Source organism: Nocardiopsis eucommiae (assembly GCF_965344335.1).
GTDB classification, from domain to species: domain Bacteria; phylum Actinomycetota; class Actinomycetes; order Streptosporangiales; family Streptosporangiaceae; genus Nocardiopsis; species Nocardiopsis eucommiae.
Genome location: NZ_CBDRIY010000010.1, coordinates 109,476 through 133,490, shown reverse-complemented (window position 1 = coordinate 133,490; position 24,015 = coordinate 109,476). Strand labels below are relative to the sequence as shown.

The window sequence follows — 24,015 nt, the reverse complement described above, 5'->3', positions numbered from 1 at the left end:
GACGGCCCCGTGACGCTCACGGCCGATCGCCCGTACCTCTGACATCCTGGTGCTCGCGGACACGCGCCAGGCCCGTGGGTGAACCGAATCGCCAATAATGGCGTCTTCCCTTACATTGGCCCGGTCATTGTTGGTGCCGGTCCGCCAAGGGACCGGGACACGGCGGGCCGGGGGCGTGGGTCGGCCGTTCGCTCGCCCCTTCCGGGGCGGGCCGACGCGTCCACCGGACACGGGACGAGGGGGCAGGCCAAAGGCATGTCGAACAGCACCGCTCCGGACGGGGACGACGCCTCACGGCCACCCCGGGTGGTCGCGCTGGGGGGCGGGCACGGCCTGCACGCCTCACTGTCGGCGCTGCGCAGGGTGACCACGGACGTCACCGCGATCGTGACGGTCGCCGACGACGGCGGCTCCAGCGGCCGACTGCGCGAGGAACTGGGCGTGCTGCCGCCCGGTGACCTCAGGATGGCCCTGGCCGCGCTCTGCGGGGACGACGAGTGGGGCCACACCTGGAGCCAGGTGCTCCAGCACCGGTTCCGCTCGGAGGGGGACCTGCACGGTCACGCGGTCGGCAACCTGCTGATCGTCGCCCTGTGGGAACTGCTCGGTGACTCGGTGGCCGGGCTGGACTGGGTGGGACAGCTGCTGGGCGCCCACGGCCGGGTCCTGCCGATGTCGTCGGTGCCGTTGGAGATCTCGGCGGAGGTGTCCGGGATCGATCCGGAGAAACCGGAGGCGCTCACCACGGTGCGCGGACAGGTGGCGTGCGCGAGCACCAGCGGCCGCGTACGTTCCATCTCGCTGATCCCCGAGGACCCCCCGGCCAGCCCGCAGGCGGTCAAGGCCGTGCGGGAGGCCGACTGGGTGGTCTTCGGCCCGGGTTCCTGGTTCACGAGCGTGCTGCCGCACCTGCTGGTCCCGGAGCTGGCCCACGCCCTGGTCACCACGCGGGCGAAGCGGCTGGTGGTGTTGAACCTGTCGCCCCAGCAGGGGGAGACCGACGACTTCCGCCCCGAGACCTACCTCGAGGTGCTCCACGAGCACGCGCCCAAGCTGGGGGTGGACGTGGTGCTGGCCGACTCCGGCACGGTGGACGAGGTCGGGCCGCTCCTGTCCGTCACCAACCAGCTCGGCGGGCGGCTCGAACTGGCCGACCTGAGCCGGGGGGACGGGACCCCGCGCCATGACGCGGACAAACTGGCCGCCGCCCTGGAGCACGTCCTGGAGGACTGAACCCGCCTTCCCGGTGTTGGTGCCGGGCTGGGGTGCCCGTGACCAGGGTCGGGGAAGGGTGGGTTCATGGCTGATCACCGCATCCACCTGGAACGCGTCTACGACGAGGTCCGCGCCGAGAAGCACCCCGGGCAGGGGGAGGAACCCCCGCCCGGGCCCCGGTTCCTGGTGGACCGGCTCTGGCCCCGAGGCGTGAGCAAGAGCGCGGTCGACGGGGACGAGTGGGTCAAGGACGCCGCACCCAGTCCCACGCTCCGCACCTGGTTCGGGCACGACCCGAGCCGCTTCGACGAGTTCGCGCGCCGCTACCGGGCCGAACTGGAGCGCCGCCCGGAGGTCCTCGACCCCCTCCTCGAAGCGGCCCGTGAGGGACCCATCACGCTCCTGTACGCGGCCAGGGACACCGAGCACAACCACGCCATCGTGTTGAGGGACCACCTGGAGTCCCTCCTGGACCCCTCCCCGGGGTCGGGGAGCAATTGACCGCACACCGACACGAAGGGCGACACGCCGCCTGTGATCTGGGCTTGAGGAATCGCGACACGCCGTGCGGGGGTCGGCGTAAAGGCGCGCGTCACGTAGTCTGCACCGAGAAAGCCGCCCAGGGAACAGCCCGTGGCGGCACCCGGTGCCCTGGTGTGCGGTGCCGGTGTTCTGCCAGTTCAAGGGGAGGATCGCGGCGATGGCGATGACCGGCGTGGTGAAGGATGAGCTGAGCCGACTGGCGATCCTCAAGCCATGCTGCCGCAAGGCGGAGGTGTCCACCATCCTGCGGTTCACCGGTGGTCTGCACCTCGTGGGCGGCCGGATCGTGATCGAGGCCGAGCTCGACACGGGCGCGGCCGCGCGGAGGCTGCGCAAGGACATCTCGGAGGTCTTCGGACACGAGTCCGAGGTGGTGGTGCTCTCCCCGAGCGGACTGCGCAAGGGCAACCGGTACGTGGTGCGGGTGATCAAGGACGGCGAGTCCCTGGCCCGCCAGACCGGCCTGGTCGACAACAACGGGCGCCCCGTGCGCGGCCTGCCCCGCCACGTGGTGGCGGGCGGGGCCTGCGACTCCGAGTCCGCCTGGCGCGGTGCCTTCATCGCGCACGGCTCCCTGACGGAACCGGGCCGTTCCATGTCCCTGGAGGTCACCTGCCCCGGCCCGGAGGCCGCGCTGGCCCTGGTCGGTGCGGCCCGGCGCCTGAAGGTGCACGCCAAGGCCCGCGAGGTGCGCGGCGTGGACCGGGTGGTGGTGCGCGACGGCGACTCCATCGGCGCGTTGCTGACCCTGTTGGGAGCCCACCAGAGCGTCCTGGCCTGGGAGGAGCGCCGGATGCGCCGGGAGGTGCGGGCCACCGCGAACCGGCTCGCCAACTTCGACGACGCCAACCTGCGGCGCAGCGCCCGGGCCGCGGTCGCGGCGGGGGCGCGGGTCGAGCGGGCCCTGGAGATCCTGGGGGAGGAAGCCCCCAAGCACCTGGTGGCCGCCGGGCAGCTGCGCCTGGCCCACAAGCAGGCGTCCCTGGAGGAGCTGGGTCAGCTCTCGGTCCCGCCGCTGACCAAGGACGCCATCGCGGGGCGTATCCGCAGGCTGCTGGCGATGGCCGACAAGCGGGCCAGTGACCTGGGCATCGAGGGAACAGAGGCGAACCTCACTCCCGACATGCTCGTGCCCTGACCGCTCTGCGGGCGCGACCGCGCCGGAACACGACCGTGACACCGATGTTCGGCTTTGTTAACTGGGAAAACTCCCGGATAACTTCCGAAAATGGTATAGACCTCTCCGCTTCACGGTGTCAGGATGGTCGCGAATCCGCGAGGGGGCGAGGGGTCGCCGGGCGGGGGTGAGAACGGCTCCCCACCGACACTCCGCTAGGCTCTTTGTGAACACCTGTTACGCGTTCACGCTGTTCAACACGGTCGCGTCGGCCGTACCAGTCCGGTGCTCCGGGAACAGCCACACGCTCGGGTGAAACTGCTGTGCGACATATGAGGAGATTGGTTCCGTGACCATCCGTGTAGGCGTCAACGGCTTCGGTCGGATCGGCCGCAACTTCTGGCGCGCGGTCGCCGCCGGCGGCAGCGACATCGAAATCGTCGCGGTCAACGACCTCACCGACACCAAGACGCTCGCGCACCTGCTCAAGTACGACACGGTGCTGGGCACCCTCGACGGCGACGTCGAGGTCGGTGACGACTTCATCCGCGTCGGCGACAAGACCATCAAGGTCCTCGCCCAGCGCGACCCGGCCCAGCTGCCCTGGGGCGAGCTCAACGTCGACGTCGTCGTCGAGTCCACCGGTATCTTCACCAAGGCCGAGGACGCCCGCAAGCACATCAGCGCCGGCGCCAAGAAGGTCATCATCTCCGCCCCGGCCAAGGGCGAGGACATCACCGTCGTGATGGGCGTCAACGACGACAAGTACGACGCCGCCAACCACGACATCATCTCCAACGCCTCGTGCACCACCAACTGCGTGGCGCCCATGGCGAAGGTCCTCAAGGACGCCTTCGGCATCCAGCAGGGCTTCATGACCACGGTCCACGCGTACACGAACGACCAGGTCATCCTGGACTTCCCGCACAAGGACCTGCGTCGCGCCCGCGCCGCCGCGCAGAACATCATCCCGACCAGCACGGGTGCGGCCAAGGCCACCGCCCTGGTCATCCCCGAGCTCGCGGGCAAGCTGGACGGCATGGCCATGCGCGTCCCCGTGCCGGACGGCTCCGCCACCGACCTGGTCGTCACCGTGGACCGTGAGGTCACCAAGGACGAGGTCAACGCCGCGTTCAAGGCCGCGGCCGAGGGTCCGCTCAAGAACGTCCTGGTCTACACCGAGGACGAGATCGTCTCCTCCGACATCGTCGGCACCTCGCCCTCCTGCACCCTGGACGCCGGGATGACCATGGTCTCCGGCAACCAGGTCAAGATCCTGGGCTGGTACGACAACGAGTGGGGCTACTCCAACCGCCTGGTCGACCTGGCCAAGCTGGTCGGCTCCAACCTGTGACCCACGGGTCCCGACCCGTGGCAGCGCACGCGTGACCCGGCACCCCTTCCGCCTCCGCGCGGTGGGGGTGCCGTCGCGTGCGCGCCCCTCCCAGACTTCGACACCCCAACGAGGAGACCAGTATGCGGACGATCGACGACCTTGACGTCTCCGGCAAGCGCGTGTTCGTCCGGGCCGACCTGAACGTGCCCCTGGACGGTGACCGCATCACCGACGACGGGCGCATCCGCGCGGCCCTGCCGACCATCGAGAAGCTTCGAGAGCGCGGCGCGCGCGTCATCGTCGCCGCCCACCTGGGCCGCCCCAAGGGCGCCCCGGACCCCCAGTACTCCCTGCGCCCCGTCGCCGCCCGCCTCGGTGAGCTGCTCGGCACCGAGGTCGCCTTCGCCGCCGACACCGCCGGTGAGTCCGCCCGCGCCACCTCCGCCGCCCTCGCGGACGGAGAGGTCGCGCTGCTGGAGAACGTGCGTTTCGAGCCCGGCGAGACCAGCAAGGACGAGACCGAGCGCGGCGAGCTCGCGGACCGCTTCGCCCAGCTCGCGGACCTGTACGTGGGTGACGCCTTCGGCGCCGTGCACCGCAGGCACGCCAGTGTCTACGACCTGCCCGGCAAGCTTCCGCACGCCGTCGGTGGCCTGGTGCTGACCGAGGTCGAGGTGCTCAAGCGGCTCACCGAGGACCCCGAGCGCCCCTACGTGGTGGCGCTGGGCGGCTCCAAGGTCTCCGACAAGCTCGCCGTGATCGACAACCTCCTGGGCACCGCCGACCGCCTGTTGATCGGGGGCGGCATGGTGTTCACCTTCCTCAAGGCCAAGGGGTACGAGGTCGGCTCCAGCCTCCTGGAGAACGACCAGCTCGACACGGTGCGCGGGTACCTGGAGCGCGCCGAGCGCGAGGGCGTGGAGATCGTCCTGCCCGTGGACGTCGTCGCCGCCGAGAAGTTCGCCGCCGACGCCCCGCACGCCGCCGTGAACGTCGACGCCATCCCGGCCGACCGGATGGGACTGGACATCGGCCCGAAGAGCCAGGAGCTGTTCGCCGAGAAGCTGGCCGACGCCCGGACCGTGTTCTGGAACGGCCCGATGGGCGTGTTCGAGATGGCCCCCTACGCGGGCGGCACGCGCGCCCTGGCCCAGGCCCTCATCGACTCCGACGCCTTCACCGTCGTCGGCGGCGGTGACTCCGCCGCGGCCGTGCGCTCCCTGGGCTTCGACGAGGCGGCCTTCGGCCACATCTCCACCGGCGGCGGTGCCAGCCTGGAGTACCTGGAGGGCAAGGACCTCCCCGGTATCGACGCTCTGGCCTGAGCGGAGTGTCGACCCGCGCCTCCGCCCGGCGGTGGCGCACACGCAAGCCCTCTCCCACGATTGTGAAGTGAGTCAAGGATGACCAAGCGCCAGCCGCTCATCGCGGGCAACTGGAAGATGAACAACAACCACTTCGAGGCGATCGCGCTCGTCCAGAAGCTGGCCTTCGCCCTGAACGACAAGGACTACGACAACGCGGAGGTCGTCGTCCTGCCGCCGTTCACCGACCTCCGCAGCGTGCAGACGCTGGTGGACGGGGACAAGCTGCGCATCCGCTTCGGCGCGCAGGACATCTCCGCCCACGACAAGGGCGCGTACACCGGCGAGATCTCCGGCGCGATGCTCGCCAAGCTGGAGTGCTCCTACGTCCTGGTGGGCCACTCCGAGCGCCGTGAGTACCACAACGAGGACGACGCCCTGGTGAACGCCAAGGTCAAGGCCGCCTACAAGAACGACATCGTCCCGCTGCTGTGCGTGGGCGAGGGCCTGGAGGTGCGCAAGGCCGGGCAGCAGGTCGAGCACGTCCTGGCCCAGCTGGACGGCGCCCTCAAGGAGATCCCGGCCGAGCAGGCCGAGCGGATCGTCATCGCCTACGAGCCCGTGTGGGCCATCGGCACCGGCGAGGTCGCCACCCCCGAGGACGCCCAGGAAGTGTGCGCGGCGATCCGCGTCCGTCTGGCCGAGCTGTACTCCGCCGAGGTGGCCGACGCCGTCCGCGTGCTGTACGGCGGTTCGGTCAAGGGCGACAACGCTCCCGGCATCATGGCCAAGGAGGACGTCGACGGCGCCCTCGTCGGCGGTGCCTGCCTGAAGGCCGACGAGTTCACCAAGGTGATCCGTTTCGGCGAGAACGGCTGACCAAACGTCTCGCGGACCGGGCCCGTCACTCTCTGACGTCCAGGGGTGACGGCCCGGGTGCCCGACAGGTGCCCCGTTCGGGCTAGACTTCGCTGTGGGGAATTCCCTGCCTTGGGGTTTTCCCGCGCGTGCCTTCACCGGCACGGTAAAATCCGAAAACGTCCCCGGTCTCCTCCTTCCGTGGCCCGCTCCGGACCGACACCTCCTGTCGGCCCTGGTACGGGTGGGAAAAGGGGGATCGAGGTGTCCATTCCCCCCTGCTGCGGGGTCGAGCTACGGGTGAGCGTGTGATCCTCGGTCTGTCCATCTTCGTGATGCTTCTCAGTGTGCTGTTGGTCCTCCTCGTGCTGATGCACAAGGGCAAGGGCGGTGGCCTGTCCGACATGTTCGGCGGCGGTGTCACGTCCTCGCTCGGCGGCTCCTCCGTGGTCGAGCGCAACCTCGACCGGATGACCATCGGGATCGCGATCACGTGGATCGTGACGATCGTCATCCTCGGTCTGCTCATCAACCGGGGAATGTAGCGCGCCGATCGGCCGCGGCCCCCTCGTCCAAGACAATCTCGCCCGAGTCAGGCAGCGAGTTCGCTGAAGGAGTTTTTCGTGGGTAGTGGCAGCGCCATTCGTGGCAGCCGAGTCGGAGCTGGCCCTATGGGCGAGGCGGAGCGGGGCGAGGCCGCTCCCCGCGTCCGGGTCCCGTTCTACTGTGCGAACCTGCACGAGGTCATTCCCAGCTTCGCCAGCGAGGCCGCCGTTCCCGACGAGTGGGACTGCCCGCGCTGCGGCTTCCCCGCGGGCAAGGACAAGGCCAACCCGCCGTCGCCGCCGCGCACCGAGCCGTACAAGACCCACCTGGCGTACGTGAAGGAGCGGCGCAGCGAGGAGGAGGGCAAGCTCATCCTCGACGAGGCGCTGGCCAAGCTCCGCGCCGACCGCGCCGCGGTCGAGGCCCACATGAGGGCCTCCCAGAACTAGGGCTTCGCAGGGGCCCGCGACCGGTCACCGGACCGGACGCGGGCCCCTGCGCGTGCCCGGCGACACCACGTCGGACATGAGGGATCCAGGTATCTTCTCATTCCCGAGACTGGTGTGGCTGGTGGGAAATACGATGACCGACACACCCCCGAAGCCCCCTTCCTGAGGAGTTGGTGTCGATGTCAGCGTGCCCCACCGGCGGAGACCACGACTGGATTCTCGGTGACGACCGCAAGTTCCAGTGCGCCAAGTGCGGTGCTCAGAGCGCCAGGCGGTTCTGAAGCACCTCCCCGGGCCGCGCGGTGCCCCGGGCCTCGGGTTCGTTCTTGGCCTCCGCCCTCCAGGTCACGGGCCTGCCCAGGCTCTCGGCCACGGTCGTGGCCCAACGCTCCAGGGGTGCGAACCGCTCCGCCCCCTCCTCGTCGAGCATGGTCCGCCCCCGGTAGACGATCCCCTCGATGACCAGGACCTCCCCGTCCACCAGGAGTGCGGTCTCGTACTCTCGCGTGCTGCGCCTCATGTGAAAGGACTGTAGCGCCGGAGAGGTGCGGACATCAGGCGTTCGCCGGGATTGACCGCACATGGCCGGGAAGGAGGGGCACCAAGCACCTCGGAAGCTTGGAAGAATGGAGGTATGGCCTCCCCCGAAGCATCGGACGTCCCCCCTGAGACACGGGGTGTCCCCTCGGACCTGACCCAGCGACCCGCGAGCGTGTCCCATCTGCGCCGCTACGTCAGTCTGCGCGGCCCCAACACGCGCATGTGGATGACGGCGGCCTACTTCTCCGGCGGCCTCACCCTGGGGTTCGTGGTGGTGGTGGGATCCATGCTCTGGCACGTCATGCGTGAGGACACCACGGTCGGCTCCGTCTCCCTGTGGGCGTTCGCGGCGCTGGTCATGTTCTTCATCGGCCCGGGCAGCAACGTCTTCCTCGTTCGGGGGCTGCCCCAGCGCATCACCCGCCAGGGCATCAGCGCCGACAGCGACGGCGTCACCGTGCTCCAGGAACGCAAGTGGTGGTTCCCCGGCGAGGGCACCTTCATCGCCTGGTCCGAGATCCGCCGCATCCGCGAGGTCCACACCGGTGGCCGCAGGATCACGTACTTCATCGAGTTCGCGCTGGACACCCACCGCACCGACCCCGAACTGCCCAGCTGGGCCGAGACCCCGGAGAGCCTGGACCTGGAGGTCGACCCCGAGGCGGCCACGCAGTTCTACGTGCAGGTGCCGCGCGACATCAAGGAGCACATCCTGAAGATGGTGGAGCGCACCGCGCCCCTGCCCTCGGTCGTGGAGCGGACCCCGCCGCTGCGCCAGCGCCGCTAGGACCGGCCGCTGAGTCTGCGCGTGAGTTCACCGGCGGCGTCCCGCACCCGTCCGGCCAGGGCCCGGGGGGTGACCGGACGCGCGACCGGCACGGTCAGGCTGATCGCCGCGGCCGGGCGCCCGTTGTGGTCCGAGGCGGCCGCCGCCACCGAGAGGAACCCCTCGGTGACCTGCCCGCTCTCGATCGACCACCCCTGCTGGCGCTCCTGTGTCAGCAGGTTCCGCAGTTCCCCGGGCGTGGTGGGCCCGCGCCCGGTGCGGTCGGTGAAGGCACCCGTGTCCGGGTAGAGCGCCCGCACCTGAGCGCGGGGGAGCCGGGCCAGCATGGCCCGCCCCGACGCGGTCAGGTGCGCGGGCAGGCGCACGCCCACCCCGGTGATCAGCGTGGGCGCGTGCGGCGGCTGCTCCTTGAGCAGGTACAGCGTGTCCGCGCCATGGAGCACCCCCAGGTGCGCGGTGGCCCCGGTGGTCTCGGTGAGCTGGTGCAACAGGGGACGGGCCAGCCGCTCGATGCCGTCGTGGCGCAGGTAGGCCGAACCGATCTCGAAGGCCGCGACCCCCAGGCCCCACCGCCGCTCCTCGGGCAGGTGGGTCACGAACCCCTCCTCGGCCATCGCCTCCAACAGCTGGTAGACGCTGGAGCGGGGCAGGCCGAGCCCGTTGGCGATGGCCGAGGCCGAGACCGGCCCCGGCCGCGAGGCCAGGAAGCGCAGCAGCCGCAGCGCGCGCGTGGCGGCCGGAACAACACTCATGCCCCCAAGGGTGCCACGACATGCGGCACTACCTCGGACGAGCCCGGGTGTCTGGTATCTCGGACGGTTCCGCCGTGTTGGCTCTTCCGGCGGGGTCGCGGACAGGGTCGAATGGGGGCATGTCCACAGCAGTTCCTTCCGTTGCCGTCGGCGGTGCTCCGCTCACCCCGGCCCAGGTCCTCTCCGTCGCCCGCGAGGGCGCCCACGTCGTCCTCAGCGAGGACACCCGCAAAGCCGTGCGCCACGGCCGTGAGCAGGTCGAGGCGCTCGCCCGGGGCGAGGTGCCCGCCTACGGCGTCAGCACGGGGTTCGGCGCGCTGGCCACCCGGCACATCGCCCCCGACCTGCGCGCCCGCCTCCAGCGCTCCCTCATCCGCTCGCACGCCGCCGGGGCCGGCCCCGAGGTGGAGCGGGAGGTCGTGCGCGCCCTGATGCTGCTGCGCCTGCGCACTCTGGCCTCGGGCAACACCGGGGTCCAGGTCGTCACCGTCGAGACCCTGGCCGCCCTGCTCAACGCCGGGATCACCCCCGTCGTCCACGAGTACGGCAGCCTGGGCTGCTCGGGTGACCTGGCCCCGCTGTCCCACGTCGCCCTGGCCCTCATGGGAGAGGGGCGGGTCCGTGACGCCGCCGGTGAGCTCAGGGATGCCGGGGAGGCCCTGGCCTCGGCGGGAATCACGCCCGTGGAGCTCGGAGCCAAGGAGGGCCTGGCCCTCATCAACGGCACGGACGGCATGCTCGGCATGCTCGCCATCGCCTGCATGGACCTGGAGCGCCTGCTCAAGGTCGCCGACATCACCGCCGCCATGAGCGTCGAGGCGCTGCTCGGCACCGACCGGGTCTTCGCGGAGGAGCTCCAGAGGCTGCGCCCGCACCCGGGTCAGGCCGCCTCCGCCTCGAACCTGCGCGCGATGCTCGCGGACTCACCGATCGTCGCCTCCCACCGGGGGCCGGACTGCAACCGGGTCCAGGACGCCTACTCGCTGCGCTGCGCCCCGCAGGTGGCCGGTGCCGCACGCGACACCCTCACCCACGCCCTGCTCGTGGCCGGGCGCGAGCTGGACAGCGTCATCGACAACCCGGTCGTGCTCGACGACGGCCGCGTGGAGTCCAACGGCAACTTCCACGGTGCGCCGGTCGCCTACGTTCTGGACTTCCTGGCCGTGGCCGTGGCCGACACGGCGTCGATCGCTGAACGCCGCACGGACCGCATGCTCGACGTCGCCCGTTCGCACGGCCTTCCGGCCTTCCTCGCGGACGACCCCGGCGTGGACTCGGGCCACATGATCGCCCAGTACACCCAGGCCGCCATCGTCTCCGAGCTCAAGCGCCTGGCCGTTCCCGCCAGCGTCGACTCCATCCCGAGCTCGGCCATGCAGGAGGACCACGTCTCCATGGGCTGGGCCGCCGCCCGCAAGCTGCGCCGCGCGGTGGACGGACTCACCACCGTGCTGGCCGTCGAGCTGCTGACCGCCGCCCGTGCCCTGGACCTGCGTTCCCCGCTGGAGCCCGGCCCCGCCACCGGAGCGGTCCTGCGCACCGTGCGCGAACGGGTCGCCGGTCCCGGCCCCGACCGCTACCTGGCCCCGGAGATCGCCGCCGTGGCCGCCCTGGTCGCGGACGGCTCGGTCGTCGAGGCCGCCGAGACCGTCACCCCGCTCGCCTAGCCCCCAAGGAGACCCCGATGAGCAACCCACGCACCGTCCGCGCGGCCCGCGGCCTCACCCTGTCGGCCAAGGGCTGGCAGCAGGAGGCGGCCCTGCGCATGTTCCACAACAACCTCGACCCCGAGGTGGCCGAGCACCCCGAGGACCTGGTGGTCTACGGCGGCACCGGCAGGGCCGCGCGGGACTGGCGCAGCTTCGACCGCATCACCGCCTCCCTGCGCGATCTGGAGGGCGACGAGACGCTGCTCGTGCAGTCCGGCCGCCCCGTGGGGATCATGCGCACCCACGAGTGGGCGCCGCGCGTGCTGCTGGCCAACAGCAACCTGGTGGGGGACTGGGCCAACTGGCCCGAGTTCCGCCGCCTGGAGGCCGAGGGCCTGACCATGTACGGGCAGATGACCGCCGGTTCGTGGATCTACATCGGCACGCAGGGCATCCTCCAGGGCACCTACGAGACCTTCGCGGCCGTGGCCGCCAAGAAGTTCGGCGGCACCCTGGCCGGAACCATCACGCTGACCGCCGGGCTCGGCGGCATGGGCGGCGCCCAGCCCCTGGCCGTCACCATGAACGACGGCGTGGCGATCGTGGTCGAGTGCGACGGCAGCCGCATCGACCGCCGTATCGAGCACCGCTACCTGGACGTGCGCGCCGACAGCCTGGACGAGGCGCTCGACCTGGCCGTGCGCGCCCGCGACGAACGCCGCCCGCTGTCCATCGGCGTCCTCGGCAACGCCGCCGAGGTCTTCCCCGAACTCCTGTCCCGCGGCGCGCCGATCGACGTCGTCACCGACCAGACCTCGGCCCACGACCCGCTGGCCTACCTGCCGGTGGGCCTCTCCTTCGAGGACTGGAAGGCCCTGGCGGCGGCCAAGCCCGAGGAGTTCACCGTCCGGGCCCGCGAGTCCATGGCCGCGCACGTGGAGGCCATGGTCGGCTTCCTCGACGCGGGCGCGGAGGTCTTCGACTACGGGAACTCCATCCGCGACGAGGCGCGCGAGGGCGGCTTCACCCGCGCCTTCGACTTCCCCGGGTTCGTGCCCGCCTACATCCGTCCCCTGTTCTGCGAGGGCAAGGGCCCGTTCCGCTGGGCCGCGCTGTCCGGCGACCCCGCCGACATCGCCCGCACCGACGACGCCATCCTCGACCTGTTCCCCGACAACGAGCACCTGGCCCGGTGGATCCGCATGGCGCGCGAGCGGGTCGCCTTCCAGGGCCTGCCAGCCCGGATCTGCTGGCTGGGCCAGGGTGAGCGGGCCGCCGCCGGGCAGCGCTTCAACGAGCTGGTGGCCTCCGGGGAGATCACCGCTCCGCTGGCCATCGGTCGCGACCACCTGGACACCGGGTCGGTCGCCTCGCCCTACCGCGAGACCGAGGGCATGAAGGACGGATCGGACGCGATCGCCGACTGGCCGCTGCTCAACGCCCTGGTCAACACCTCCTCCGGTGCCTCCTGGGTGTCCATCCACCACGGCGGCGGGGTCGGCATGGGCCGCTCCATCCACGCCGGTCAGGTGAGTGTCGCGGACGGCACCGAGCTGGCCGCCGCCAAGCTCCAGCGGGTGCTCACCAACGACCCCGCCATGGGCGTCATCCGCCACGTGGACGCCGGTTACGAGGAGGCGGAGCGGGTCGCGGACGCGCACGGCATCCGCGTCCCCATGAAGGAGGGCGAGTGAGCTTCGACCAGCTCTGGGCCGACCTGGCTCCGGTGGGGCGCTCCGCCGACAGCGGCGGCTACCACCGCCACACCTGGGCGGGCGCCGACACCGACGCCCGCGCCTGGTTCACCGAGGCGGCCGCCGCCCGGGACCTGGACGTGCGCACCGACCGCAACGGCAACCTCTGGGCCTGGTGGGGCACGCCCGGTCCGGGCGCCGTGGCCACCGGCTCCCACCTGGACTCCGTGCCCGACGGCGGAGCCTTCGACGGTCCCCTCGGGGTGGCCAGCGCCCTGGCCGCCGTGGACGAGCTGCGCGCCCGCGGGTTCACCCCCGCGCGGCCGCTGGTCCTGGGCGTGTTCGTCGAGGAGGAGGGCGGCCGGTTCGGGGTGCCCTGCCTGGGCAGCCGCCTGAGCACCGGGGAGATCGACCCGGCGCGCGCCCGGTCCCTCACCGACGCCTCCGGTGTCACCTGGGAGCGGGCCATGGCGGGGGCGGGGCTGGACCCCGAGGCGATCGGACCCGACCCCGAACTCCTCTCCTGGCTGGACGTGTTCGTCGAGCTGCACGTGGAGCAGGGGCGTGCGCTGGAGGACACCGACCACGCCGTGGGTGTGGCCAGCGCGATCTGGCCGCACGGCCGGTGGCGGATGGACTTCCGGGGCCGGGCCGACCACGCGGGGACGACCCGCCTGGAGGACCGCGCGGACCCCATGCTCCCGTTCGCCCACACGATCCTGGCCGCCCGCGCCCTGGCCGAGCGGCACGAGGCCCGGGCCACCGTGGCCAAGGGCCTCATCACCCCCAACGGCACCAACGCGATCCCCTCACTGGTCAGTGCCTGGCTGGACGCCCGCGCCGCCGACCGCGCCGCCCTGGAGTCGGTGGTGGAGGGCGTACGGGAGGCCGCCGACCGGGCCGCCCGCGACCACGGGGTCTCGCTCGCGATGACCGCCGAGTCCACCACGCCCCTCGTGGAGTTCTCCCACGACCTCCGCGACCGGCTCGCGGGGATCGTGGGCGGCCGCGCCGCCGAGTCCGCGGGCCCGGTCCCCGTGCTGCCCACCGGGGCCGGGCACGACGCCGGTGTGCTCTCCGCTCACGTGCCCACGGCGATGCTGTACGTGCGCAACCCGACCGGGATCTCCCACTCCCCGCAGGAGTGGGCCCGCCCCGAGGACTCCCACGCCGGGGTCCTCGCCCTGGCGGACGTTCTGGCCGACCTGCTCGCCGTGCCCGGAGGGACGCGGTGACGGGGCCGCGCCGGTACTGGTGCGAGTGGGCGTGGCTCGGCGGCGCGGCACCCGAACCGGGGGTGCTCCTCACCGTGGACGGCGCCGGACGGCTGGCCTCGGTCGTGGCGGGGTCCGCCCCGGACGGCGCCGAACGCCTGCCCGGCCTCACCCTGCCCGGTCTGGCCAACGCCCACTCGCACGCCTTCCACCGGGCGCTGCGCGGCCGCACCCACACGGACGGCGGCTCCTTCTGGACCTGGCGCGAGGTGATGTACCGGGCGGCCGCGCGCCTCGACCCGGACTCCTACCTCCGCCTGGCCCGGGCCGCCTACGCCGAGATGGCCCTGGCCGGGGTCGCCTGTGTGGGCGAGTTCCACTACCTGCACCACGGTCCCGGGGGGCGGCCCTACGCCGACCCCAACGCGATGGGAGAGGCCCTGGTCGAGGCCGCCGCCGACGCCGGGGTACGGATCACGCTGCTGGACGTGTGCTACCTGTCCGGCGGGTTCGCGGAGGACGGCACCCACCTGCCCCTGACCGGTCCGCAGCTGCGCTTCGGTGACGGCACCGCCGACGCCTGGGCCGCGCGGGTCGGCGCCTTCGCCCCCTCGGGGAGGCACGCCCGGGTGGGCGCCGCCGCGCACTCGGTCCGGGCGGTCCCCGCCGCCGACCTGTCCACCGTCGCCGGGTTCGCGGACGCGGGCGGGCTGCCCCTGCACGTCCACGTCTCCGAGCAGCCCGCCGAGAACGCCGCCTGCCTGGCCGCCCACGGAACCACCCCGGTTCGTGTGCTGGCCGATGCGGGGGCGCTCACCGAACGCACCACCCTGGTGCACGCCACCCACCTCACCGACGCCGACGTGCACACCGTCCGTGACCACGGGTCCGCCGTGTGCCTGTGCCCGACCACCGAGCGCGACCTGGCCGACGGTCTGCCGCGCACCGGTGACCTCGTGGCCGCCCCACACCCGATCCCGCTCAGTCTGGGAACCGACCAGCACGCCCAGCTGGATCTGTTCGAGGAGGCCCGTGCCGTGGAGCTGCACGAACGCCTGCGCACGCACCGCCGGGGCACCCTGGGCAGCGGAGAGCTGCTGCGCGCCGCCACCGTCGACGGCCACGCCGGACTCGGCTGGCACGACGCCGGGACCCTGGTCCCCGGTGCCCGCGCCGACCTGGTCAACGTGTCCCTGGACCACGTGCGTCTGGCCGGGGCCGACCCCGCGCGCGCCACCGACGCCGTGGTCTTCGCCGCCACCGCCGCCGACGTGCGGCACGTGATGGTGGACGGGGAGTGGACCGTCCGCGACGGCGTGCACGTCCGCCTGCCCGACACCGCCCGAGAACTCGACGCCGCCATCAAGGAGCTGCTGTGACCCCGACCGGCCCCGACGCCACGCCCGCGACCCCCGGCACGATCCTCGTCGACGCGATCGGCACCCTGGTCACCAACGACCCGGAGGTGGGGGAGGGGCCGCTGGGTGAGATCGGCGACGCCGCCCTCGTGATCGAGGACGGCCGCGTGGCCTGGGCGGGACCGCGCGCGCAGGCGCCCGCCGCCGACGCCCGGGTGGACGCCGCCGGGCGCTGCGTCCTGCCGGGGTTCGTGGACAGCCACTCCCACATCGTGTTCGCGGGGGACCGCAGCCGCGAGTTCGCCGCCCGGATGAGTGGCACCCCGTACTCGGCGGGCGGTATCCGTACCACGGTGGCGGCCACCCGCGCCGCCACGGACGCCGAACTCCTGGCCGGGGCCCGACGGTTCGTCCGTGAGGCGCAGGCCCAGGGCACCACGACCCTGGAGGTCAAGTCCGGATACGGGCTCACCGTGGAGGACGAGCGCCGCTCCCTGGAGGTGGCCGGTCGGGTCACCGACGAGGTCACCTTCCTGGGCGCCCACGTGGTCGCCCCCGAGTACGCTGACGACCCGACCGCCTACGTGGACCTGGTCACCGGTCCCATGCTGGACGCCTGTGCCCCGCACGCCCGCTGGGTGGACGTGTTCTGCGAGCGCGGGGCCTTCGACGAGGAGGCCTCCCGCCGGGTGCTCACCGCGGGGATGGCCCGTGGGCTCCTGCCCCGCGTCCACGGCAACCAGCTGGGTGAGGGGCCCGGGGTCCGCCTGGCGGTGGAGCTGGGGGCCGCCTCCGTCGACCACTGCACCTACCTGTCCGGTGAGGACGTGGACGCCCTCGCGCAGGCCGCCAAGCGTCCCGAGCCCACGGTGGCCACGCTGCTGCCCGGGGTGGACTTCTCCACCCGCCAGCCCTACCCGGACGCCCGTTCCCTCATCGACGCGGGCGCGGTCGTGGCCCTGGCCAGCGACTGCAACCCGGGTTCGTGCTTCACGTCCAGCCTGGCCTTCTGTATCGCGGTGGGCGTGCGGGACATGGGTATGACCCCGGACGAGGCCGTGTGGGCGGCCACCATGGGTGGGGCGCTGGCGCTGCGCCGCGACGACGTCGGACGCCTCTCACCGGGGGCCCGCGCCGACCTCACGCTGCTCGACGCCCCGAACCACCTCTACCTGGCCTACCGTCCCGGTGTGCCCCAGGTGGCGGCGGTCTGGAAGGACGGCGCCCTGGTCTCCGGCCAGCCGTAGCCCACGCACGCCCGCCCGCGAACCGGCCGGTCGTGCCCACGGCCCGGCCGCGCAACGCTCCGGGCACGGGGGAGGTGACGCCCGCGCACTGCGGGCCTCCCTCATCCCTCGTGCCCGACGGGCGTCCCGAGGCGGGCGGTCCACGCCCGGTGCGCCAGGCGGTGCGCGGCGCGTCCGAGCATGGCGCGCACCACCAGGGGGTGCAGCGGGCGGACCACCGCCCAGTACAGGCGCCCGCGCCGGTTGTGCAGCCGTACCACCGTGGTGAGGGTGACCGTCTCCCGCCCGTCGTCGGTGTCCACCAGGACGGAGGCGCGGAAGTCCAGGTGCCCGGAGTCGGTGCCCAGGAGTACCTCGCCGGGCCGGGACCGCACGGTGTCGAAGGCCTCGCGGCCGGCGCGTTCGACACCGATCAGCCCCACCAGGGCCTCGCGCAGCAGGAGCAGGCCGAGCACCCACCGGGGCGGGTCGCGGAAGACCGCGTCCGCCCACTCCTGGGGCCCGGCCCCGGTGCCGGGCCGGGCCCGCACCGCGACGGCGTCGAGGGGGCGAACCCCGTCGAGGGCGTCGTGCGCGAGCCGCGCGGCCTCCGGGACGGGGCACGCGGAGGCCACGGGGCGGGTCCGGAGCCGCAGCACGCGGACCCAGGGTGACCAGCGTGCCGGCCGGGGGGAGCGCGCGGACACGGCGCGTTCGGCGTTGTCGAACAGGTCCTCGATCAGGGCGTCGTGCAGCGGGCGCACCGCGAGGTGCCACAGGAGGCGCATGAGGCCGCGCGGTCGGCCCGTGACGGTGTGGCGCAGCAGGGCCCGGTCCTCGCCGAGGGGCCGGATCTCGAACGCGTGGGTGCCGTCGAACCGCGTCGGGAGCCGGAAGGCGAACCGGACCCGGCGACCCGGCTCGTACGCGCTCACCCGGTAGCGGATGGGGCCGTGGCCGCCGTCGGCGCCGACGCCCAGGGGTCGGTCCAGGCGCATCGGCATCCACGCCGGGCTCGGCCACAGGAGGTCCTCCGCACCTCCCAGCGTGCCGAGGAGACCGGCCACGGCCTCGGCGGGCGCGTGGATCTCACGTTGGTGGGTGTTGTGGACCAGTCCCATGACGACCTCCGTCGTGCCTTCCATACGCCACCGTATGGAAGTCTCCATACGGTACCGTACGGACATGGCCAACGAGAAGACCCGGGGACGCCTCTCCGCGACCGACTGGGCCCGCGCGGCCCTCACCGCGATGGGCGAGGGGGGACTCGCCGCCGTCTCCGTCGAACCGATCGCCGCGCGGCTGGGCACCACCAAGGGCAGCTTCTACTGGCACTTCGCCAACCGCGACGCACTGGTCGCGGCGGCGCTGGACCTGTGGGAGCGCGAGCACACCGAGGCCGTGGTCCGCAGGGTCGAGTCCGAGCCGGACGCCCGCGCCCGGCTCCGGCGCCTGTTCACCGACGTCACCCTCGGCGTCGCCCGGACACCGGAGAACCGGATCGAGGTGGCGCTGCTCGCCACCGCCTCGCACCCGCTCGTGGCCGCCACCGTCTCGCGCGTCACCGAACGCCGGATCGCCTACGTGGCGGCCCTCTACGAGGAACTGGGTGCCACACCCGACCGCGCGCGGCAGCGGGCCCTGCTGGCCTTCTCCACCTGGCTCGGCTACACACAGCTCGTCCACGCGACCCCCGAGGCTCTGCCGCACGGCCCGGACGCCGAGGCCTACGTGGAGTTCGTCCTGGACCAGACCGTCACCCCCGAGGGGATCGACGACGGGGGCGGTCCCGCGAACGCTCAGTGAGTCCCCCGACCCCCGCGCCCGACCCCCGCCGGGCGTACCTCGCCGGGAGCCGGTGCTCAGGCTCCCGGCTCCCGGGTTCCCGGGCCCTCGGGGGCGGCGAACAGGACCAGGGCCAGGGCGGCCTCGCGGGGGACGGTCGGATCCAGGCCGGTCGCCTCGCGGAAGGCCTGGAGCCGGTTGACCACCGTGTTGCGGTGGCAGTAGAGCGAGGTCGCCGTCTCCTTGACCGATCCCGTCGCCGCGTAGTGGGACAGCGTCTCCACGAGCCGCGCGCGGTGCTCGGGGTCGAGTCGTTCCATGCCGCGCAGGTGCTCCCGGCCGAAACCGGGCAGCGCCTCACGGATCCGGTCGCGCGCCAGGGCCGACCACGCACGCGACTCCTGGACCAGCTCACCCGGGCGGGCGTAGCGGGCCAGCACCCGGGCGGCCTCCACCGCGGCCGGAACCGACGCCAGGCCGTCCGCCCCGGACACCCGCCCGCCGTTCACCTCCCGGGGGAGGGGCGGCCACCCCGCCCCGCCGCTCTCCCGGACCAGCGCGGTGCCCTCGTCGAACTCCCAGGTGAGGCACGGGTCGTGCTCGCGGTCCCGGACCAGGCGCCGCCAGGCCTCGTCCCTGGGCAGGCCGGTCACGAAGGCCACCTCGAACCGGCCCCGCTCGGGCAGGCCGAGGGTGCCCGCCACCTCGGAGGCCACCTCGGCGGCCCGGTCCCCGGCGTTCAGCAGACGGGAGAGGGCCTGCGCGGTGAGCGCGCGGGAGTCCCGCAGCAGTACGGCCTGTTCCTCCAGGAAGGCCACCTGCACGTCACCGATGTAGCGCTCCACGATGGTGAGGATCTCCTCGGCGTGCTGCACGAGGACGTCCGCCGAGCCCGCCCCTCCGGCGCGCGCCAGTCCGGCCCACAGCACGCGGAAGTCGAGCCGGACCGCCTCCAGCAGCCGTTCGCGCGCGACCCCCTGGCGGGCCCGGCGCCTGCCGAGCCGTACGGGCAGCCCGACCAGGTGGGCGGGGAGCGGCTGGCCCGCGATCTGGCGGATGAGCATGTCGAGGGTGTCGCTCGCGGTCGCGCGCAGGTCGGTGTCGGGCACCGTCCGTTCCCGGTACCCGCCGAGGCCGTCCAACCGCCGCAGGAAGTCGTCCACCAGGGCCTCACGGTCGGCGGCCAGCAGCGCGAGCGTGCGGGCCCAGGCTTCGGCGTCGGCACCGTCGGGCACCGGCTCGTGCTCGGAAACGTTACGCCCCGGCGACATGGCGGAAACACCAGTCTCCGGGGTCGGGCGCGGGGCGGCCTCGGCGTCCGAATCCGCCTCCACCAGGGAGTTCCGGGGGCGTTCGGGGTCCCGGTCGGGTCCGTCCGGTGACATGGCACTGTGCATTCGCACAGGGTAGCGGCGCAGAGCGTGGATGAATGCCGATTGATCCCCACCCACCACACCAGCACCATGAAGGCGAGACAAACGCGCTGTTTCCACAGCTCAAACGGAGACCCTCATGACCGCAAGCCCCAGCACCCCCACCGGTGTCGACCCCTCCTCGGGCCCGGCCCGACTCGAACCGGCGAAGATGCGGAAGATCGCCACCGCCAGCGTCATCGGCACCACCGTCGAGTGGTACGACCTCTTCCTCGTCGGCACCGCCTCCGCCCTCGTCTTCAACCAGGTCTTCTTCCCCGACCTCGACGGCGCCGTCGGCACCATCCTGGCCTTCCTGACCTTCGCGTCGGCCTACGTGGCACGAACCGCGGGCGCGGTCCTGTTCGGGCACTTCGGCGACCGCCTGGGCCGCAAGTCCATGCTGCTCATCTCCCTGATCACCATGGGCGTGGCCACCGTCGCCATCGGCCTGGTCCCCGACTACCGCGCGATCGGCGTCGCGGCCCCGCTCCTGCTGCTCACCCTGAGGCTCATCCAGGGCCTGGCCCTGGGAGGCGAGTGGGGCGGCGCGGTCCTCATGACCGTGGAGCACGCCCCGGTCCAGCGGCGCGGCTGGTACGGCTCGCTGGTGCAGGTCGGCGTGCCCGTCGGCACGCTCCTGGCCAACCTCGCCTTCCTCGGCGTCCTGGCCTCGGTCGACCACGAGGCCTTCCTGAACTGGGGCTGGCGCGTGCCGTTCCTGATGTCCGCGCTGCTCGTGGGCGTGGGCATCTACATCCGCCTGCACATCGAGGAGACCCCCAGCTTCCAGCAGGTCAAGGACCAGGGCGCCAAGGCCAAGCTCCCGTTCGCCCACCTGATGCGCAACTACTGGAAGCAGGTCCTGCTCGGCGGCGTCGCGACCCTGTCGACCGGGTCCACGTTCACGCTCCTGGTCACCTCCGGAGTCAACTACGGGACCACCGAGCTGGGCCACTCCGAGAACCTCATGCTGTGGGCCGTGCTGGTCGCCTGTTCCCTGGCGTTCGTGGCCATCCCCTTCTTCGGCCGCCTCTCCGACAGCCTGGGCCGCAGGCCCGTGATCCTGGCCGGAGTGGCCGCCGAGGCGCTGCTGGCCTTCCCGTTCTTCTGGATGCTCGACTCCGGGTCGGTGCCGCTGCTCTTCGTCGCCTACGCGATGATGATGCTGGCCTTCTCCGCGAACTACGGCCCCATCGCGACCTTCCTCGCCGAACAGTTCGGATCCAAGATCCGCTACTCCGGGCTGTCCGTGGCCTACATGCTCTCCGGCCTCCTGGGCTCCGCCGCCACCCCCGCCGCCACGGTGTGGCTGCTGTCCGTGTCCGGGCAGAGCTCCTCGATCGCCTGGTACATCGTCGCCGCGTCGCTGCTCTCGCTCGGCGCGCTGCTCCTGCTGCGCTCCCTCGCGGGCGGCAGCAGGTTCGACGAGGCCGAGGTGGACGCCAACGTCCGGAAGGCGGTGTGACGATGACCCCCGTCCGTATCGACGCGGTCGACGGCCTCGCCGCACCCGTGGGCGCGTTCTCCCACGCGGTGGTCGCCCACGGCTTCGTGTACACCTCCGGGCAGCTCCCGGTGGACGCCACCGGAAGCGCCCCGGACACCTTCGCGGAACAGCTCACCCGCACCCTCGGCAACCTCCGCACCGTCCTGGAGGCGGCGGGCAGCTCGCTCGACCACGTGGTCAAGGTCAACGGCTACCTCACCGACCCCGACCACCTCGACACCTACAACCGGGTCTACCGCGAGGTGTTCGGGCACACCCTCCCGGCCCGCACCACGGTGTGCGTCTCCCTGTGGGGCGTCGCCCTGGAGATCGACTGCGTGGCGGTCCTCGCGCACCGCGGGGAGGGGGAGCCCCGTGACTGAACCCGGCTCCGACACGCGGACGGCCGCGCTCCTGGCCGCCTTGGCGGACGTCGAGATCCCCACCCTCGGCCACGTGCTGGAGGAGGGGTTCTGCGACTCCGGCATCCGCCGCCTGACCCCGGTGCCCAGGATGGCCGGGGTGGCGCACACCGTCCGCCTGGCCACTCCCGACGCCCTCGCGGTCAACCGTGCCCTGGTCGGCCTCGCCCCGGGCGGGGTCCTGGTGGTCGAGGTGGTCGGCGGGGCGCACGCGCCCGTCGGGGCGGTCACCGTCGCCGCCGTGGTCGCCCGGGCCGGTGCGGGCGTGGTCGTGGACGGTCCCGTCACCGACCACTCCGCCCTGGCGGAGAGCGGACTGCCCGTCTACGCCCGGGGCACCACCTGCCGCACCACCAAGCGCCTGGGCACCGCCCTCGACGGGGTCGGCGCGCCCGTCACCGTGGGCGGCGTCCGGGTGCGCGGCGGGGACGTCGTCCTCGGTGACGAGAACGGGCTGCTGGTCCTGGACCCGCACACGTTCGACCCCGTCCTGGCCGAGGACGCCCGCCGCTCGGACCGGGCCGAACCGGAACTCCTCGCCCGCATCCGCGCCGGGGAACCGCTCGAAGGCCTCCTCGCCCTCTGACCCGCCGGCACCCGCGCCACCGCCCCCGCCCCGACACCACAAGGAAGGCCCCACCCACGATGTCCACCACAGGCCCCGCGCCGACGGACGCCGCCCGCTCCGCCGGTCACCTCATCGTCGCCCAGCTCGAACACGAGGGAGTCCGGCGCGTCTACGGGGTGCCCGGGGAGTCCTACCTCGACGTCCTCGACGGGCTGTACGACTCCGCCGTCACCACCGTGGTCACCCGCCACGAGGGCGGCGCCGGGTTCATGGCGCTGGCGGAGGGGCGGCTCACGGGTCTGCCGGGCGTGGCCATGGTCACCCGGGGGCCCGGCGCGGCCAACGCCTTCGTCGCGGTGCACACCGCGTACCAGGACGCCACCCCGCTCCTGCTGTTCGTCGGGCTGATCCCCGTCGCGGACCGGGGCAGGGAGGCGTTCCAGGAGTTCGACCTGACCGGGTGGTTCGGCAGCACGGCCAAGAAGGTCGTCACGCTCGACGACCCGGCGTCCGCCGCGCGGGTGGTCTCCGAGGCGGTCCACACGGCGCGCTCCGGCCGCCCCGGTCCCGTCGTGATCGGTCTGCCCGAGGACGTCATCCGGGTCCGGGTGCCCGGTGGAACCGTGGTGGAGCCGCGCACCGCCACGACCGGCCGCCCCTCCGCCGAGGCCGTGGCCGAGGTCGTCGCGCGGGTCGACCGCGCCGAGCGGCCCGTCATCGTGGTGGGTGGCGAGTCCTGGACCGACGCGACCGGCGCCGCGCTCACGGCCTGGGCCCGCGAGCGCCGGATCCCGGTGCTCGCGGACTTCCGCGCCTACGACGCCGTGCCCCACCGGGTACCGGGGGAACCGAGCCCCTACGCGGGCTCCCTCGGTTACGGCCGCGCCGACGCTGCGGCCGCCCTCTTCGACGGCGCCGACCTGGCCCTGTTCGTGGGCACGGCCCGCACCGACGTGCTCAGCGACGGCTACACCCTGGGCGGCGACGCCGAGACGATCCTCGTGCTTCCCGGTGACCCCCTCGGCCACAGCGGACGCGTCGACCAGCACCTGGCCGCCGCCCCCGCCGGGTTCGTCGCCGCGCTCACCGAGCACGGCGACGAGGCCGTCCGGCACGACGCCGACCGGATGGAGCGGGCCCGCGCCTCCCACGAGGCCTTCTCCACTCCCGAACCCGAGGGGACCGCCGACACGGAGGACGGTTTCGTCGACCTCACCGCCGTCATGGCGGTGCTGCGGGAGGAGCTCGACGGCGACGCCGTCGTCACCTACGGCGCGGGCAACCACGCGCTCTGGCCCGCCCGGTACCTGGAGCACCGCTCCAGCGGCTCCCTCCTCGCCCCACGCAACGGCGCCATGGGCATGGGCGTCCCGGCCGCCGTCGCCGCCTCCCTCGTCCACCCCGGGCGCCAGGTGGTCTCCGTGGCCGGGGACGGCTGCTTCCTCATGAACGGCCAGGAGATCGCGACGGCGGTCGGCTACGGCGCGTCCTTCGTCGTGATCGTCGTGGACAACGGCGTCTACGCCACCATCCGCGAACACCAGGAACACCACTACCCGGGGCGTCCCTCCGGCACCCACCTCACCAACCCCGACTTCGCCGCGTTGGCCCGATCCTTCGGCGGGTACGGAGAGACGGTGTCCACCACCGCCGACTTCCGCGCGGCCCTGCTCCGCGCGCGCGAGAGCGGCGGCCCCGCCGTCCTGCACCTGAGACAGGATCCCGCGGTCCGGTCTCCCTCCGCGTCCTGA

At 72.8% G+C, this 24,015-nt stretch carries 23 protein-coding genes; 19 read left to right on the top strand and 4 right to left on the bottom strand.

The genetic code is table 11. The features are described 5' to 3' along the window. The first annotated feature begins 255 nt into the window (after positions 1 to 255). From ACRWK8_RS08675 to ACRWK8_RS08640, 8 genes are all read left to right on the top strand, one after another. Positions 256 to 1,233 carry a gluconeogenesis factor YvcK family protein gene (locus ACRWK8_RS08675; RefSeq protein ID WP_378739141.1) on the top strand — a complete coding sequence of 326 codons (978 nt, stop codon included), beginning with the start codon at positions 256 to 258 and terminating at the stop codon, positions 1,231 to 1,233. Between the two features lie 66 nt (positions 1,234 to 1,299). Then, positions 1,300 to 1,716: a DUF488 domain-containing protein gene (locus ACRWK8_RS08670; RefSeq protein ID WP_378739143.1), complete on the top strand. Its 417-nt coding sequence runs from the start codon at positions 1,300 to 1,302 to the stop codon at positions 1,714 to 1,716. 199 nt (positions 1,717 to 1,915) lie between these two features. Beyond that, positions 1,916 to 2,896 (top strand): DNA-binding protein WhiA, encoded by a 981-nt coding sequence (gene whiA / locus ACRWK8_RS08665; RefSeq protein ID WP_330094586.1) that lies wholly within the window; start codon positions 1,916 to 1,918, stop codon positions 2,894 to 2,896. Positions 2,897 to 3,224: 328 nt separating this feature from the next. Then, positions 3,225 to 4,229: a type I glyceraldehyde-3-phosphate dehydrogenase gene (gap, locus tag ACRWK8_RS08660; RefSeq protein ID WP_378739146.1), complete on the top strand. Its 1,005-nt coding sequence runs from the start codon at positions 3,225 to 3,227 to the stop codon at positions 4,227 to 4,229. Between the two features lie 122 nt (positions 4,230 to 4,351). Beyond that, the gene (locus ACRWK8_RS08655; protein WP_431869455.1) at positions 4,352 to 5,536 is read left to right on the top strand and encodes a phosphoglycerate kinase; all 1,185 of its coding nucleotides are present in this window, start codon (positions 4,352 to 4,354) and stop codon (positions 5,534 to 5,536) included. A 78-nt stretch (positions 5,537 to 5,614) separates the two neighbouring features. Beyond that, the gene (tpiA, locus tag ACRWK8_RS08650; protein ID WP_378739150.1) at positions 5,615 to 6,394 is read left to right on the top strand and encodes a triose-phosphate isomerase; all 780 of its coding nucleotides are present in this window, start codon (positions 5,615 to 5,617) and stop codon (positions 6,392 to 6,394) included. A 287-nt stretch (positions 6,395 to 6,681) separates the two neighbouring features. Beyond that, complete coding sequence (gene secG / locus ACRWK8_RS08645; RefSeq protein WP_352387973.1) at positions 6,682 to 6,918, top strand: preprotein translocase subunit SecG; 237 nt, start codon at positions 6,682 to 6,684, stop codon at positions 6,916 to 6,918. Between the two features lie 78 nt (positions 6,919 to 6,996). Further along, positions 6,997 to 7,368: an RNA polymerase-binding protein RbpA gene (locus ACRWK8_RS08640; RefSeq protein ID WP_083926821.1), complete on the top strand. Its 372-nt coding sequence runs from the start codon at positions 6,997 to 6,999 to the stop codon at positions 7,366 to 7,368. 259 nt (positions 7,369 to 7,627) lie between these two features. On the opposite strand, the gene ACRWK8_RS08635 is transcribed toward ACRWK8_RS08640, so the two are convergent. After that, positions 7,628 to 7,888, bottom strand: a complete 261-nt coding sequence (locus tag ACRWK8_RS08635; RefSeq protein ID WP_378739152.1) for a hypothetical protein — start codon at positions 7,886 to 7,888, stop codon at positions 7,628 to 7,630. 114 nt (positions 7,889 to 8,002) lie between these two features. Between ACRWK8_RS08635 and ACRWK8_RS08630 the strand changes: the two genes are divergently transcribed. Then, a complete protein-coding gene (locus tag ACRWK8_RS08630) occupies positions 8,003 to 8,695 on the top strand; it encodes a hypothetical protein (RefSeq protein ID WP_378739155.1) in 693 nt (230 codons plus the stop codon). Here the strand turns inward: ACRWK8_RS08630 and ACRWK8_RS08625 are convergent. Further along, positions 8,692 to 9,447, bottom strand: coding sequence for an IclR family transcriptional regulator (locus tag ACRWK8_RS08625; protein WP_431869451.1), 756 nt, complete (start codon positions 9,445 to 9,447; stop codon positions 8,692 to 8,694). The two genes, ACRWK8_RS08630 and ACRWK8_RS08625, sit on opposite strands and share 4 nt — an antisense overlap. Before the next feature lie 119 nt (positions 9,448 to 9,566). Between ACRWK8_RS08625 and hutH the strand changes: the two genes are divergently transcribed. Genes hutH through hutI form a run of 5 tightly spaced genes read left to right on the top strand, consistent with a single transcriptional unit; the run spans position 9,567 to position 16,609 of the window. Then, positions 9,567 to 11,114, top strand: a complete 1,548-nt coding sequence (gene hutH / locus ACRWK8_RS08620) for a histidine ammonia-lyase (protein ID WP_431869449.1) — start codon at positions 9,567 to 9,569, stop codon at positions 11,112 to 11,114. Positions 11,115 to 11,131: 17 nt separating this feature from the next. Further along, positions 11,132 to 12,790, top strand: coding sequence for a urocanate hydratase (gene hutU / locus ACRWK8_RS08615; RefSeq protein ID WP_431869447.1), 1,659 nt, complete (start codon positions 11,132 to 11,134; stop codon positions 12,788 to 12,790). After that, positions 12,787 to 14,025, top strand: a complete 1,239-nt coding sequence (locus tag ACRWK8_RS08610; protein WP_431869445.1) for an allantoate amidohydrolase — start codon at positions 12,787 to 12,789, stop codon at positions 14,023 to 14,025. The genes hutU and ACRWK8_RS08610 overlap by 4 nt, the downstream gene beginning before the upstream one ends. Then, positions 14,022 to 15,383 (top strand): formimidoylglutamate deiminase, encoded by a 1,362-nt coding sequence (locus ACRWK8_RS08605; protein WP_378739166.1) that lies wholly within the window; start codon positions 14,022 to 14,024, stop codon positions 15,381 to 15,383. Before ACRWK8_RS08610 ends, ACRWK8_RS08605 begins: the two co-directional genes overlap by 4 nt. Then, on the top strand, positions 15,380 to 16,609 hold the full coding sequence (gene hutI / locus ACRWK8_RS08600) for an imidazolonepropionase (protein WP_378739168.1): 1,230 nt from the start codon (positions 15,380 to 15,382) through the stop codon (positions 16,607 to 16,609). The genes ACRWK8_RS08605 and hutI overlap by 4 nt, the downstream gene beginning before the upstream one ends. Before the next feature lie 101 nt (positions 16,610 to 16,710). On the opposite strand, the gene ACRWK8_RS08595 is transcribed toward hutI, so the two are convergent. Next, positions 16,711 to 17,733: a DUF2867 domain-containing protein gene (locus ACRWK8_RS08595; RefSeq protein ID WP_431869442.1), complete on the bottom strand. Its 1,023-nt coding sequence runs from the start codon at positions 17,731 to 17,733 to the stop codon at positions 16,711 to 16,713. Positions 17,734 to 17,773: 40 nt separating this feature from the next. Between ACRWK8_RS08595 and ACRWK8_RS08590 the strand changes: the two genes are divergently transcribed. Beyond that, positions 17,774 to 18,394 carry a TetR/AcrR family transcriptional regulator gene (locus ACRWK8_RS08590; protein WP_378739172.1) on the top strand — a complete coding sequence of 207 codons (621 nt, stop codon included), beginning with the start codon at positions 17,774 to 17,776 and terminating at the stop codon, positions 18,392 to 18,394. A gap of 56 nt (positions 18,395 to 18,450) precedes the next feature. Here ACRWK8_RS08590 and ACRWK8_RS08585 read toward each other — a convergent pair whose 3' ends face one another. Then, positions 18,451 to 19,770, bottom strand: coding sequence for an RsbRD N-terminal domain-containing protein (locus tag ACRWK8_RS08585; RefSeq protein ID WP_378739174.1), 1,320 nt, complete (start codon positions 19,768 to 19,770; stop codon positions 18,451 to 18,453). A 115-nt stretch (positions 19,771 to 19,885) separates the two neighbouring features. On the opposite strand from ACRWK8_RS08585, the gene ACRWK8_RS08580 reads away from it, so the two are divergent. The 4 genes from ACRWK8_RS08580 to ACRWK8_RS08565 are packed head-to-tail and all read left to right on the top strand — an operon-like array spanning position 19,886 to position 24,015. After that, on the top strand, positions 19,886 to 21,253 hold the full coding sequence (locus tag ACRWK8_RS08580) for an MFS transporter (protein ID WP_431869439.1): 1,368 nt from the start codon (positions 19,886 to 19,888) through the stop codon (positions 21,251 to 21,253). Between the two features lie 2 nt (positions 21,254 to 21,255). After that, a complete protein-coding gene (locus ACRWK8_RS08575; RefSeq protein WP_431869437.1) occupies positions 21,256 to 21,657 on the top strand; it encodes a RidA family protein in 402 nt (133 codons plus the stop codon). After that, complete coding sequence (locus ACRWK8_RS08570; RefSeq protein ID WP_378739180.1) at positions 21,650 to 22,282, top strand: RraA family protein; 633 nt, start codon at positions 21,650 to 21,652, stop codon at positions 22,280 to 22,282. The genes ACRWK8_RS08575 and ACRWK8_RS08570 overlap by 8 nt, the downstream gene beginning before the upstream one ends. A 59-nt stretch (positions 22,283 to 22,341) precedes the next feature. Continuing rightward, positions 22,342 to 24,015 (top strand): thiamine pyrophosphate-dependent enzyme, encoded by a 1,674-nt coding sequence (locus tag ACRWK8_RS08565; protein ID WP_378739182.1) that lies wholly within the window; start codon positions 22,342 to 22,344, stop codon positions 24,013 to 24,015.

What these genes read in the sequence shown, in the direction of transcription:
- ACRWK8_RS08590 (WP_378739172.1), top strand. Translation starts at nt 17,774, where the DNA reads ATGGCCAACGAGAAGACCCGGGGACGCCTCTCCGCGACCGACTGGGCC.
- tpiA (WP_378739150.1), top strand. Translation starts at nt 5,615, where the DNA reads ATGACCAAGCGCCAGCCGCTCATCGCGGGCAACTGGAAGATGAACAAC.
- ACRWK8_RS08625 (WP_431869451.1), bottom strand. Translation starts at nt 9,447, where the DNA reads ATGAGTGTTGTTCCGGCCGCCACGCGCGCGCTGCGGCTGCTGCGCTTC.
- hutH (WP_431869449.1), top strand. Translation starts at nt 9,567, where the DNA reads ATGTCCACAGCAGTTCCTTCCGTTGCCGTCGGCGGTGCTCCGCTCACC.
- ACRWK8_RS08575 (WP_431869437.1), top strand. Translation starts at nt 21,256, where the DNA reads ATGACCCCCGTCCGTATCGACGCGGTCGACGGCCTCGCCGCACCCGTG.
- ACRWK8_RS08585 (WP_378739174.1), bottom strand. Translation starts at nt 19,770, where the DNA reads ATGCACAGTGCCATGTCACCGGACGGACCCGACCGGGACCCCGAACGC.
- whiA (WP_330094586.1), top strand. Translation starts at nt 1,916, where the DNA reads ATGGCGATGACCGGCGTGGTGAAGGATGAGCTGAGCCGACTGGCGATC.
- ACRWK8_RS08635 (WP_378739152.1), bottom strand. Translation starts at nt 7,888, where the DNA reads ATGAGGCGCAGCACGCGAGAGTACGAGACCGCACTCCTGGTGGACGGG.
- ACRWK8_RS08675 (WP_378739141.1), top strand. Translation starts at nt 256, where the DNA reads ATGTCGAACAGCACCGCTCCGGACGGGGACGACGCCTCACGGCCACCC.
- ACRWK8_RS08565 (WP_378739182.1), top strand. Translation starts at nt 22,342, where the DNA reads ATGTCCACCACAGGCCCCGCGCCGACGGACGCCGCCCGCTCCGCCGGT.
- ACRWK8_RS08655 (WP_431869455.1), top strand. Translation starts at nt 4,352, where the DNA reads ATGCGGACGATCGACGACCTTGACGTCTCCGGCAAGCGCGTGTTCGTC.
- ACRWK8_RS08580 (WP_431869439.1), top strand. Translation starts at nt 19,886, where the DNA reads ATGACCGCAAGCCCCAGCACCCCCACCGGTGTCGACCCCTCCTCGGGC.
- ACRWK8_RS08630 (WP_378739155.1), top strand. Translation starts at nt 8,003, where the DNA reads ATGGCCTCCCCCGAAGCATCGGACGTCCCCCCTGAGACACGGGGTGTC.
- ACRWK8_RS08670 (WP_378739143.1), top strand. Translation starts at nt 1,300, where the DNA reads ATGGCTGATCACCGCATCCACCTGGAACGCGTCTACGACGAGGTCCGC.
- ACRWK8_RS08595 (WP_431869442.1), bottom strand. Translation starts at nt 17,733, where the DNA reads ATGGAAGGCACGACGGAGGTCGTCATGGGACTGGTCCACAACACCCAC.
- hutU (WP_431869447.1), top strand. Translation starts at nt 11,132, where the DNA reads ATGAGCAACCCACGCACCGTCCGCGCGGCCCGCGGCCTCACCCTGTCG.